This window comes from Flavobacterium mesophilum (genome assembly GCF_039581405.1).
Classification (GTDB): Bacteria; Bacteroidota; Bacteroidia; order Flavobacteriales; family Flavobacteriaceae; genus Flavobacterium.
The window spans coordinates 237886-250465 of record NZ_JBCPXZ010000004.1; the positions used below are offsets into that span (position 1 = coordinate 237886).

The following is a 12580-nucleotide window of genomic DNA, read 5'->3' on the forward strand; positions in this document are numbered from 1 at the left end:
CAAATCTAGAATAATGAAAAAAAATATTGCCCTGATTTTATTACTATTAGTTACAACATTAACTTTTGCACAACGAAGAGAAAAAGTAAAAGGAACAAAAATAGTTACCACATCAGTAAAAGAAGTTGGAAGCTTTGACGGACTCGAAGTAGATGACAATTTAGAAGTTTACCTGGAAAGGGGAGAAAAAAACGAAATCAAAATTGAAGCCGACGACAATCTACATGAAATTGTTGCAATGGATTTAAGAGACAAAGTCCTTCGTTTGTATACTTCAAAAGAAAGCACCATTTTCAAAAAACTTGCAGTACGCGTTACTTATACTGGAACATTAAATAAAGTAATCGCAAAAAACGAGGCCGTTATTTATGCTATCCAAGAACTTAAACTAGACGATATTACTTTTAATAGTGTTGATTACTCAAAACTATACTTAAATGTAAATGCAAAAAAATTCAGTTTAATTTCCGATGACAAATCAAAATCGGAAATAAACCTAAAAGCAGATGAAGCCAATATTCAATTAAGTAAAAATTCAGTATTGAAATCATTAGTTTCTGCAATCAAATTCAAATGTGATTTGTACCAAAAAGGAACTGCTACTATTGAAGGTATTGCTGAAAAAGCGACAATTCGTTTAGACAACAATTCTGTTTTCACAGGAACAAAATTCACTTTAAAAGATGCTAGTGTTACGGCAGAAAGTTATTCTACCGGAACCATCTTAGCCGAAACAACTATTTCAATCGCTGTTGGAGACAAAGCAGAACTTTCATTATTTGGAAGCCCAACGATTCAATTGACACGTTTTTCTGAAGAGGCTAAATTGTTTAAGAAAATGAAATAAGTTTTTTTTTGTTTCAGGTTTCAGGTTTCAGGTTAACTGAACGAAATTATATAAAACGAAAAATCCCAGTTTCAATTGAAACTGGGATTTTTTTATTTGATTTTTTTTTCAGCTTCAACAACTTGAAACCTGAAACTTGAAACAAATTATTCCTTAGATGCTAAATATCTCTCAGCATCCAAAGCTGCCATACATCCTGTACCTGCAGCAGTAATTGCTTGGCGATACACGTGATCTGCAGCATCTCCTGCTACGAATACACCCGCAACGTTTGTGTTTGATGTTCCAGGAGTATTTACAATGTAACCTGTTTCGTCAAGTGTAATATAATCTTTGAAGATGTCAGTGTTTGGTTTATGTCCAATTGCTACGAAGAAACCAGTTGCTGGAATTTCGATAACTTCTCCAGTTGTTTTGTTTAATGCTTTAATAGCGTGAACTACTTGATTGTCTCCAACTACTTCAACGGTATCGTGGTTCATTAAAATCTCGATATTTTCTGTTTTACGAACGCGTTCTTCCATGATTTTTGAAGCTCTGAATTTTTCGCTTCTTACCAACATCGTTACTTTTTTACAAAGTTTAGATAAGTAATGTGCTTCTTCACAAGCAGAATCTCCAGCTCCAACAATTACAACTTCTTGATTTCTGTAGAAGAATCCATCACAAACTGCACAAGCAGAAACACCACCACCCATATTTAAATAATGTTGTTCTGATGGCAATCCTAAATATTTAGCCGAAGCACCTGTAGAAATAATTACAGTTTCACAGTGCAATTCGATTGAATCGTTAATCCAAACTTTATGAATATCTCCAGAAAAATCAACTTTTGTTGCCCATCCATCGCGAATATCTGCACCAAAACGTTTTGCTTGCTCCTGCAATTGAATCATCATTTCTGGTCCAGTAACTCCATCAACATAACCTGGAAAGTTTTCAACCTCATTAGTTGTAGTCAATTGACCACCAGGTTGCATTCCTTGATATAACACTGGATTCATGTTAGCTCTAGCCGCATAAATAGCTGCAGTATAACCCGCAGGACCAGAACCTATAATAAGGCATTTAATTTTTTCGATTGTATTTGACATAGTAATAGTATTTTTGAGTTGCAAATGTAAACTTTATTATAAAAAATACAGACGAAAATAAATCCTAAATAACTATCCCAAAATAAGTTTTATTTATTTTCATTTTTTTCTTTTGTAAACGAAATTTATTTATATCTTTGCATCCGCTTTCGGGCAGTATCACAATACATCATCGGGGTGTAGTGTAGCCCGGTTATCGTGTCCCGCTCTAAGGCGGGAAGACCACAGTAACGTTACTAAGCAAAGCTACGGGGTGTAGCGTAGCCCGGTTATCGCGCCTGCTTTGGGAGCAGGAGGCCGCAGGTTCGAATCCTGCCACCCCGACAAAAGCCGAACAGAAATGTTCGGCTTTTTGTTTTTAATTCCACGCCATATGTTTTTCGTTTATATTCTATACAGCTACACAAAAGAAAAGTTTTATGTCGGTCAAACAAACGACATCGAAGACAGACTTAAAAGACACAATAACGGACAATCATTATCCACAAAAAATGGCGCGCCTTGGAAAGTCATCTATACGATTGAGCTCAATTCAAGATCTGAAGCTGTTGTTCTAGAAACCAAAATAAAAAAACGTGGCGCAAAAAGATATCTTCAAGACATAAATTTCGAATATCAATTGTAATACGAAACAATCCATAAAAAAACTCCGAAAACCATTAGTCTTCAGAGTTTTTATTTAAAAGATTTTACTTTAAGATTTACTTCTACATACTAATATATTCTGGATAAGACTCTTTACTTGGCAAAACAAATTCTTCATCAAAAGGCTGTGTTCCTGTACCATTATTATATAACGCTACACGTTTTGGACCAGTTGCTGTGCTTCCGCCTGTTCCATTAATAACATTTTGAATATTTCCTGGGCCCGCAAAACGAGTAATACACATTTTCTCTAATTTCACATTCGGACTATTTGGAATTTCGAAGCCATTTTTCTTGTTTACATTTCCATCAGTTCCCGTAAAAACAGCATACGAACCCATTCCGATGCTTTGATGTTCTTTTACTGTATTTGCTACTTTAAATGCGGCATAACCATCAACTTTTCCACCTTGACTGCTCCAAGTTGCTTGATTTGGTGCATCGTACGGCGGTTCGTTTTGAAAGAAATAAGCTCTTCCTCGCTCTCCCATCCATAAAACTTCATATTCCTGAAAGTGTTCCACAAACAAACCATACAGCGTAACATCATCACCCGTAACTATAAGTCCGTTTTTGCATCGATCTCTTACCCAACGCAAATCACCGCCTTTTTGCGAACCGTGATCCGCACGCCACAACCAAAAGTGATCTCCCACAACATTATTGCTGTTAATTTGCATCGCCGCTTGAATCTGAATATTTTTTGACTGAACTCCTCCTACTCTGCAAGTAATATCAGTTAGCAAAATAGGGTCAATAGCATGATCTGCATTTGCACCTTCTGCACCAATTCTTACTTGATAAGTTGTGCTATTAAATGAATCCATTAAAAGTCCGGCAATAATAATTCCGTCTTTATCATCTGCATAAATGCATCCCCAAGTATTTTTTTCTGTTGGCTCGAGGGTTACCGAAGCTATTCCAGCACCAAGAAGAATTGCATCTTTTCTGTTTACTTGAATAGGAGCATTTAATGCATAATGCCCTGGCGTGAAAAATATATTCTTGCCCGCTTTTAAAGCATTATTAATTTCAACATCAGTATCACCTTCTTTAGCAACATACCAGTCAGCAATTAAATCCTGAACTTTTCCTTTCCCCATATCTGTCGCCGACCACGACACTCCTACTCTGTCCTTTTGCCAAGCAGGAACAAATACTTTATATTCACCATCTTTATCAATAAACAAAAAAGGCTTTTCTCTAATTATAGGCGTCGTAGGAACTGGTGAATTTACATCATCAGCTTGTGGTGGATTTAAGCAACCTTGCCAAACCATATTATATGACCCTCCCATAGCGCCAGAACCCGTAGGAAAAACAGTATTTCTCGTATACCATTGTTGTTGTCCTTTCCAATTTGGTCGGTCAGTTGTATAATGGGTATCAGCAATAAAACCGCCACTTCCCCAAAAATTTGTATTTCCAATATCCGAAATATATTTTGACGTGCTTTCGATCAATAATCTTCTTGCACTAGTTGATTGTGAAACTGTCCAAGAAAAATCACGCATAACTTCTACGTTTTCAACTGAACGCCAAAAAGTACAAGTTGCATTTGCTCCACCAGAAAGATGAGGCCTTGTAAATATCGAACCCAATTTAACATCTGAAGGCACTCTTCCTAAACCTCCAATATGAGAATAAAATCCCAATTCGATTGAGTTGGCTTCCGCCGAAGATGCAGAACCCGATCCGCCAACATCATACGTTTGTCCGTTAACATTAGCCTTGAAATAATACGCTTGACGCTTTGTAGTCCATTCGCCATTTGATCCGCCTAGACCAATTTTACTAAAATGCGAATTAATTTCGTTTTTTGCAGTCTCTGCTTTTTCATATTTTCTGTCATAGAAATACATATTATCACCGAAAATTTGGTTTTCAAGCGAAATCACTACAGTGATGTCGTTTCGAGTTACTTTATAATAGTTCTCATATTTATTTGTGTTTGGCTTATTATCAACAAAAGTTAGCTTAGACGTAGTGCCAACCGTAACAAAATCAGATGCCGAATGACTTCCTCCTCTTGTTATTGTATAATTTCCAGACGAGCCAAATGCCGGCCAAGACAATGTGATGTTGTGTTTTTTCTTGTTGTAAACAATCTTGCCTTCAATCTTATTTTCTGGTTTTTCACTAGATGAATAAGGTGTCGCGAAACTGCATAAAATCAATGTAAATGCAAATACGAAACACAAAGAGATTACCTTCTTAATCATAAAAATTCTTTTTTGGTTTTAATAGTAATAATAGTTTTTTGAGATTTGAAAAATAGCGATAATCTTTAACCTAAAAGTTCATTTTTGCACTCCATTTTCTTATCAAAAACTATACAAAATCCCAATTTACGGGACGTATCGAAGGTTTTTCATACTGAAGAAGAAACTAAACTCACTCAAAAAGTTACTTCTGGACAAAAAAAGATTGAACTTATATTTTTATTTCGAATTTCTAAAAACTAACTTTTTCCCAATAAAAACCAAACCTGAATGTTTTTTGACGTTAATATGAATTTAGCCGGTCAAAATTCTTTCAATAATTTCATTCTTAACTAAAATTATTTTCTGCCGAACACCCACCGTATAACGATTAAACAAAGTTTCTTAAATGTTAACAAAATAGATTTTCAAAAACCATAAATAATTGTATTTTTACGGTTCAAAATTCAGAAAATAAATGGGCAAAATCATTGCTATTGCTAATCAAAAAGGAGGCGTTGGAAAGACTACTACATCAGTAAATCTTGCTGCCTCATTAGGTGTTTTAGAGAAAAAAGTATTGTTGATCGACGCTGATCCTCAGGCCAATGCAACATCTGGCCTTGGAATTGACGTAGAAACAGTAGAAACAGGAACTTATCAAATTCTTGAACATACTGTAACACCAAAAGAAGCCATTTTAAAATGTACATCGCCAAATGTTGACGTGATTCCAGCTCACATTGACCTTGTTGCGATCGAAATTGAATTGGTTGACAAAGAAAACCGTGAATATATGCTTAAAAAAGCATTAGAAGAGGCAAAACAAGAATATGATTACATCATTATTGACTGTGCGCCATCTTTAGGTTTGTTAACCTTGAATGCTTTAACAGCTGCTGATTCTGTAGTTATTCCTATTCAGTGTGAGTATTTTGCTCTTGAAGGATTAGGAAAATTATTGAACACTATTAAAAGTATTCAAAAAATACACAATCCAGATCTTGACATCGAAGGTTTGTTATTAACCATGTATGATTCAAGATTACGTTTATCTAATCAAGTTGTTGAAGAAGTTCAAAAACACTTTAACGACATGGTTTTTGAAACTGTGATTCAGCGAAATGTAAAATTGAGTGAAGCACCAAGTTTTGGTGAAAGTATCATTAATTATGATGCAACAAGCAAAGGTGCGGTAAACTATATTCATTTAGCTCAAGAAATTATAAAGAAAAACAGCAAATAGTTTTTATGACAAAAGCAATTAAAAAACAAGCCTTAGGAAGAGGATTATCAGCATTATTAAAAGATCCGGAAAACGACATCAAATCAGTTGACGATAAAAATGCTGACAAAGTTGTTGGAAACATCATTGAGCTTGAAATAAGTGCTATCGAAATAAATCCGTTTCAGCCTAGAAGCAATTTTAATGAAGAATCATTACGTGAATTAGCCACTTCTATTAAGGAACTTGGCGTAATTCAACCTATTACTGTTCGAAAATTAGACTTCAACAAATACCAGCTAATTTCTGGAGAGCGCCGTTTGCGTGCTTCAACTTTAGTTGGATTAACACATGTTCCTGCATATATTCGTATTGCTAATGACAATGAATCATTAGTAATGGCGTTAGTAGAGAATATCCAGCGTCATGATTTAGATCCAATTGAGATCGCTCTTTCTTACCAACGTTTGATGGACGAAATTCAATTAACACAGGAGCAAATGAGTGAGCGCGTTGGAAAAAAACGTTCTACAATTGCCAACTATCTACGTCTTTTAAAATTAGATCCGATTATCCAAACTGGTATTCGTGATGGTTTTATCAGCATGGGGCACGGTAGAGCAATTATCAACATTGAAGATTTAGACGTTCAGACTGATATTTATCAAAAAATTGTAAGTCAGAATTTATCTGTTCGTGAAACTGAAGCTTTAGTTAAAAATTACCACGAAGGGCAACAGCCAAAAGCGGAAGGAAAACCAAAAGCTGAATCTTCTTTTGTGGTTAGAGAAACACAAAAAAATACTTTCAACGACTATTTTGGTTCGAAAGTTGATATTAAAGTCGCTGGCAACGGAAAAGGAAAAATTACAATTCCTTTTAATTCTGAAGCCGACTTTAATAGGATTATAAAATTAATTAATGGATAGTGAATAAGATTGTCCCCATAAGTTTATTGTTCTTTCTCATAGGAACCGCCTCTATTTTTGCCCAAGCAAAATCAGATGCGGTTTTAGTCGCTAAAGACACTACCAAGTTAGAAGAAATAGACCCGCTAACACCAGCAAAAGCTGCTTTTTACTCTGCGATTTTACCTGGTTTAGGCCAAGCATACAATAAAAAATATTGGAAAATTCCACTCGTGTACGGAGCAATTGGTACCAGCCTTTATTTCTACATTGATAACAACAAAAAATATCACGATTATCGCGACGCCTACAAACGAAGACTTGAAGGCTACAATGACGACAACTATCAATTTTTAGATGATAGCCGACTTATTGCAGGACAAAAATTCTATCAACGAAACAGAGATTTATCTGCCCTGTTTGTTGTTGGCTTTTACGTCCTTAATATTATAGACGCTAACGTTGATGCCGCCTTGATTCAATTTAACGTAAACGAAAGATTATCAATGCGTCCAGAGATTTATCCCAACGATGCCACTTTCAGGCCAAATGTTGGACTAACTTTTAACTACACTTTTAAATAGAATAAACGCTATCTAAAATTCAAAACACACAAAAAAATGAAAATTGCGCTTTTAGGATATGGCAAAATGGGAAAAGTAATCGAAAGAATTGCTTTAGAAAGAGGTCATGAAATTATTTTAAGAAAAGACGAATTCAATACTTACGACGGGCTTTCAGATGCTGATGTTGCAATTGACTTCAGTGTCCCTACTGCAGCCGTTGACAACATTTCAAGTTGTTTTCATGCAAATGTACCTGTAGTTTCTGGAACTACGGGATGGCTAGAACATTATGACGAAATGATTGCGCTTTGTAATGAGAAAAAAGGTGGCTTTATCTCAAGTTCAAATTTCAGTTTAGGTGTGAATATTTTCTTTGGATTAAATGAATATTTAGCCAAAATCATGAATCAATTTGATTCGTACAACGTTACAATGGAAGAAATTCACCATATCCATAAACTTGACGCTCCAAGCGGAACTGCTATTTCATTGGCACAAGGTGTTATTCAAAACAGCAACTACGAGAAATGGACTTTAGACGAAGCAAAATCAAATGAAATTCGTATTGAAGCAAAAAGAATTGGAGAAGTTCCTGGTACGCATACTGTAAACTATGATTCTGCAATTGACAGCATCGAAATCAAACACACTGCTCATAACCGTGAAGGTTTTGCTCTTGGTGCCGTTATTGCTGCTGAATGGTTGGCAGGAAAAACGGGAATTTACACGATGAAAGACGTTTTGAATCTATAATAAAATTGAAATAAAGTTTAAGATTTTAAATTTCAAACAGTCTTAGGCTTCAAACTTTAAACAAAAACATTATGACACTATATTTTTGGTTTGTCTTTTTCCTTGCAGTTCAAGTGATTCATTTTATTGGAACATGGAAATTGTATCAGGCAGCAGGAAGAAAAAGCTGGGAAGCTGCTATTCCTGTTTACAACTCAATTGTTTTAATGAAAATAATCAGCCGTCCAACTTGGTGGACTTTGTTGCTTTTTATTCCAATTATCAACTTGATTATGTTTCCAGTTGTTTGGGTTGAAACTTTGAGAACGTTTGGAAAAAAATCAACTTTAGATACTATTCTAGGAATTTTCACTTTAGGATTCTACATCTATTATGTGAATTACACTCAGAAATTAGAATATAATGCCAATAGAGATTTAACTTCAAAAAGCAAAACTGGAGATACTGTAAGCTCCTTACTTTTTGCCATAATCGTTGCGACATTGGTTCACACTTACATTGTACAACCCTACACCATTCCAACATCATCTCTTGAAAAATCTTTGCTTGTTGGAGACTTTTTATTTGTAAGCAAATTAAACTATGGCCCAAGAGTTCCAATGACAACTGTTGCTTTACCAATGGTGCACGACTCTATTCCATTGACAAAAAGCAAATCTTACTTGAAATGGCCACAATTGCCTTATTTCAGACTTCCTGCTTTTGAAAGCATAAAACGAAATGATATTGTTGTTTTTAACTGGCCGGTAGATACCGTACGTTATTTTCATGAACCAGAAGGAAGACCAGGCGTTATCAAACCAATTGATAAAAAATCAAATTACGTTAAAAGATGCGTGGGTATTCCTGGAGATAGCTTATCTATCAAAGACGGTTTTGTATTCATTAATGGCACAAAATTAATTTTGCCAGAAAGAGCAAAACCACAATACTCTTATACAATTGCTTTTGACGGAAAAACACCAGTTGACCTACAATCTTTAGTGAAAGAATTAGACATCACTGACGGAGGTTACTTCAAAAATGAAAAAACAAGAGACACTCTCGTTTTAGGAGCTTTAACAGATGCAAGCGCAGAACGTTTCAGAAGCACTCCTGGAGTTCTTTCGGTTACACGCATAATCGATAACACAAGCGACAACAGAATATTTCCACACGTTGAGAAATGGAGTCAAGACAATTTTGGACCGATTTACATTCCGCAAGCTGGAAAAACAGTTGCTTTGACCAATACATCGTTGCCTTTTTACAAAGAAATCATTACCAATTATGAAGGAAACACTTTAGAATTAAAAGGTTCTAAATTCATCATAAACGGCAAAGAAACCAACAGCTACACCTTCAAACAAAATTATTACTGGATGATGGGAGACAACCGTCATAACTCTGAAGACAGCCGTTATTGGGGTTACGTTCCGGAAAATCATATTGTTGGAAAACCTGTTTTCATCTGGTTAAGCTGGGATAGTAACGGAAAAGGAATCAATAAAATTCGTTGGAGCAGAGTTTTCACAACCGTTGACGGTGAAGGACAACCTCAATCGTATTTCAAATATTTCCTAATCCTTCTTGCTCTTTATTTCGTTGGAGAATTCTTCTGGAGAAAAAGAAAAGAAAATAAAGCATAATAAAAAATAAGCTATTTTTGTTTCAGGTTTCAAGTTTCAAGTTCACACAAACTTGAAACTTGAAACCTGAAACTTTTAAACAAAATACAATCATGAATTCCTTACTACTTCCTACCTATTTTCCATCAATAAGCCATTTTGCAGTTATAGCTCAATCTGAGACTGTTACTTTTGAAATGGAGGATAATTTTCAGAAGCAGACTAATAGAAATAGAACGTATATCTATAGTCCAAACGGAATTCAATTATTGAATATTCCTGTGAAGCATTCAAAAGCAACACATCAAAAAACGAAAGACATTTTGATCGAAAATGAATTTGATTGGCAAAAACAGCATTTTAAGTCGCTTGAAGCAGCATACAGAAGCTCGCCTTTCTTTGAGTACTTCGAAGATGATATCGCTCCGATTTTCGAGAAAAAACACACTTATTTAATGGATCTTAATTTCGAAGTTTTTGACATCGTTACGAAATGCCTTCGAATGAAATTGGAATTCGGAAAAACCGTAGAATATTTTCACGAAACACCGGAGTTTGTCGATTTCAGATATTTAGCAAACGGCAAAAAAGACCAAAATTCATTTGAAAAATACACTCAAGTTTTTGATGACAAACACGGTTTCATCAACAATTTAAGCGTTTTGGATTTGCTTTTTAACGAAGGCAAGTTTGCAATGGATTATTTAAAAACACAGACAATATTATAAATCATTTCCGTTTTTAAAGTTTGGAATTTGGGATTTGAAAGATTTCGAATTTCTTCTAACTTTTATTCCATTGAAAGTCTCGACATAATTGGATAGTGGTCAGAATTTTCAAAATCAGGAAAACTTTCAAACTGTTTTACTTTCATTTTACTATCTGTAAAAATATAGTCAATTCTTGCCGGATAATATTTGAATTTATAAGTTGCGCCAAAACCGCCGCCAGCTTCTTCAAAAGCATCTTTCAGTTTCCCTTTGATATTTCTGTAAACATAAGAAAAAGGGCTATTGTTCATGTCCCCACAAATAATCATTGGCGTTTTGCATTGCTTTATATTTTCCTTGAAAATCTCCGCTTGCTCTTGCTGTTGTTTAAATCCTTTACTGATTCGGGCATAAATAAGCTGTGACTTTTTCTGATTTACATTGTCAATATCATCTGAAATCTCATTAACATCAGGCGAAATCTTGATCGATTGCAAGTGCATATTATAAACACGAATAATATCTTTACCGCGCTTAATATCGGCATAAATGACATTGTTATCCGAATTTGGGAAAATGATATTTCCTTCATATAAAATCGGGAATTTTGAAAAAATCGCCTGCCCTGTTTTTATCTTTTTTCCATCAATAAAAATATAACGATGCGGATAAACTTTCAAATCCAAGTGCGCTGAATTCGAATATTCCTGAATACATAAAATATCCGGATCTTTTTCATCTATAAAAGTTTTGATATTCTCCGGAATATCATCACGATCCAGCCACTTGAAAACATTAAAAAGACGCACATTATAACTCATTACAGAGAAATCACGCTCATCTTCTACATATTCTTTTGCTGAAAATTTATAAAACTTGCTGATAAAGGTAATTCCCATCAACAAAACCAAACCAGACAAAATAAGGCGTTTTTTAAACTGAATCGCCCAGTACAAAAAGAAGAATCCGTTTGCGACAAAAAAAGCAGGCATAAACAGCGTAAGCACCGATAAAAGTGTAAAACTTTTAGGTGCTAAAAAAGGCAAAATATAAATGCTAAACGTCAACACGCTAAGCACTATATTCAAAAAGAACATTATTTTATTAAACCACGAAAGGTTTTTCATATTATTTGCTAAAAGGATTTATTTTCCAGCTCTAAATAGAAACTCTTTTTCTTCTTTTGTCAGACAATCATAACCAGACTGGCTAATCTTATCTAAAATCTCATCAATTTGTTGCTGCGTTTTGTCTTTCGTAACAATTCTTGACGAAGTTTTTTCCGTAGGTTTTTTGTAATTCTTATGAACTTTTGTAAATGGGGTCGTTGGGGATTTTCTAAAAAGATTAGCAAAAAAGTCTAAAATTTTAGAAACAATGATACTCAAATCAGTACCATTTTGAAGCAATTTGATATAAACAAATCCGAAAAATGCTCCAGCAAGATGCGAAATATGTCCGCCAGTATTCTCTAAACGAAGCTGCATTAAATCTAAAAGCAAAATAACTCCTGTAATATGCCAAAGCTTGACATTACCAAAGATAAGCAATCGAACATTCATTAAGGGCTGATATGTTGTTGCAGCCACTAAAATCGCCATAATTGCAGCCGAAGCTCCAACTATTGAAGCAGAAGTTCCTAAAACATAAAAACTCAATGCAAATACGATTCCTGAAAATATAGCTCCTAAAATATAAAGCCCTAAATATTGCTTCTGATTAAAAAATGTCAAAAATAAATTACTCGCAAAATTCAAAACCAGCATATTAAATAACAGATGCAAAAATGAACTATGAAAAAAAGCATAAGTCAAAAATGTCCATGGTTTAAACATAAAAACCTGTGGATCTGAAGTCAATGCCAACCATGTCGGATAAGCAAAACCTCCACCCGCTGTGTATTGATAAAAGAAAACTAAAGAAATTAGAAAACAAGCAATATTCCAATAAATCACACGCATTGCGATACCTCCCAATTTATACTGCAGTTTTAAATCGTCAAGAATATTCATAAAGTCTTCGTT

Annotated in this window: 12 protein-coding genes and 1 tRNA gene; 9 read left to right on the forward strand and 4 right to left on the reverse strand. The window is 34.6% G+C overall.

Features of this window, described 5'->3' with window-relative positions; translation table 11 throughout:
- Nucleotides 1-13: 13 nt before the first annotated feature.
- Complete coding sequence (locus AAYQ19_RS14215) at nucleotides 14-847, forward strand: GIN domain-containing protein (protein WP_343537117.1); 834 nt, start codon at nucleotides 14-16, stop codon at nucleotides 845-847.
- A 146-nt stretch (nucleotides 848-993) separates the two neighbouring features.
- Here the strand turns inward: AAYQ19_RS14215 and trxB are convergent, their stop codons facing one another.
- The gene (trxB, locus tag AAYQ19_RS14220) at nucleotides 994-1941 is read right to left on the reverse strand and encodes a thioredoxin-disulfide reductase (RefSeq protein WP_343537119.1); all 948 of its coding nucleotides are present in this window, start codon (nucleotides 1939-1941) and stop codon (nucleotides 994-996) included.
- 249 nt (nucleotides 1942-2190) lie between these two features.
- Here trxB and AAYQ19_RS14225 point away from each other — a divergent pair.
- Together AAYQ19_RS14225 and AAYQ19_RS14230 are read left to right on the forward strand one after the other, a co-directional pair.
- Nucleotides 2191-2265 (forward strand) — tRNA-Pro (locus AAYQ19_RS14225).
- A gap of 49 nt (nucleotides 2266-2314) precedes the next feature.
- Nucleotides 2315-2566, forward strand: coding sequence for a GIY-YIG nuclease family protein (locus AAYQ19_RS14230; RefSeq protein WP_343537120.1), 252 nt, complete (start codon nucleotides 2315-2317; stop codon nucleotides 2564-2566).
- 82 nt (nucleotides 2567-2648) lie between these two features.
- Here the strand turns inward: AAYQ19_RS14230 and AAYQ19_RS14235 are convergent, their stop codons facing one another.
- Complete coding sequence (locus tag AAYQ19_RS14235) at nucleotides 2649-4808, reverse strand: pectate lyase-like domain-containing protein (RefSeq protein WP_343537122.1); 2160 nt, start codon at nucleotides 4806-4808, stop codon at nucleotides 2649-2651.
- A 457-nt stretch (nucleotides 4809-5265) separates the two neighbouring features.
- On the opposite strand from AAYQ19_RS14235, the gene AAYQ19_RS14240 reads away from it, so the two are divergent.
- The 6 genes from AAYQ19_RS14240 to AAYQ19_RS14265 all read left to right on the forward strand — a co-directional run bounded on the left by AAYQ19_RS14240 (nucleotide 5266) and on the right by AAYQ19_RS14265 (nucleotide 10574).
- The gene (locus AAYQ19_RS14240; protein WP_132989258.1) at nucleotides 5266-6033 is read left to right on the forward strand and encodes a ParA family protein; all 768 of its coding nucleotides are present in this window, start codon (nucleotides 5266-5268) and stop codon (nucleotides 6031-6033) included.
- A 5-nt stretch (nucleotides 6034-6038) separates the two neighbouring features.
- Nucleotides 6039-6941, forward strand: coding sequence for a ParB/RepB/Spo0J family partition protein (locus AAYQ19_RS14245; protein ID WP_343537127.1), 903 nt, complete (start codon nucleotides 6039-6041; stop codon nucleotides 6939-6941).
- Complete coding sequence (locus AAYQ19_RS14250) at nucleotides 6941-7504, forward strand: DUF5683 domain-containing protein (protein WP_132989256.1); 564 nt, start codon at nucleotides 6941-6943, stop codon at nucleotides 7502-7504. Before AAYQ19_RS14245 ends, AAYQ19_RS14250 begins: the two co-directional genes overlap by 1 nt.
- Before the next feature lie 36 nt (nucleotides 7505-7540).
- Nucleotides 7541-8239: a 4-hydroxy-tetrahydrodipicolinate reductase gene (gene dapB, locus AAYQ19_RS14255; protein ID WP_343537129.1), complete on the forward strand. Its 699-nt coding sequence runs from the start codon at nucleotides 7541-7543 to the stop codon at nucleotides 8237-8239.
- Nucleotides 8240-8310: 71 nt separating this feature from the next.
- Nucleotides 8311-9867 carry a signal peptidase I gene (gene lepB, locus AAYQ19_RS14260; protein ID WP_343537131.1) on the forward strand — a complete coding sequence of 519 codons (1557 nt, stop codon included), beginning with the start codon at nucleotides 8311-8313 and terminating at the stop codon, nucleotides 9865-9867.
- A gap of 92 nt (nucleotides 9868-9959) precedes the next feature.
- Nucleotides 9960-10574, forward strand: coding sequence for a WbqC family protein (locus AAYQ19_RS14265; RefSeq protein WP_343537132.1), 615 nt, complete (start codon nucleotides 9960-9962; stop codon nucleotides 10572-10574).
- Between the two features lie 62 nt (nucleotides 10575-10636).
- Here the strand turns inward: AAYQ19_RS14265 and AAYQ19_RS14270 are convergent, their stop codons facing one another.
- Together AAYQ19_RS14270 and AAYQ19_RS14275 are read right to left on the reverse strand one after the other, a co-directional pair.
- Nucleotides 10637-11683 carry an endonuclease/exonuclease/phosphatase family protein gene (locus AAYQ19_RS14270; RefSeq protein ID WP_510727477.1) on the reverse strand — a complete coding sequence of 349 codons (1047 nt, stop codon included), beginning with the start codon at nucleotides 11681-11683 and terminating at the stop codon, nucleotides 10637-10639.
- An 18-nt stretch (nucleotides 11684-11701) separates the two neighbouring features.
- The gene (locus AAYQ19_RS14275) at nucleotides 11702-12568 is read right to left on the reverse strand and encodes a rhomboid family intramembrane serine protease (RefSeq protein ID WP_343537134.1); all 867 of its coding nucleotides are present in this window, start codon (nucleotides 12566-12568) and stop codon (nucleotides 11702-11704) included.
- Nucleotides 12569-12580: the final 12 nt, after the last annotated feature.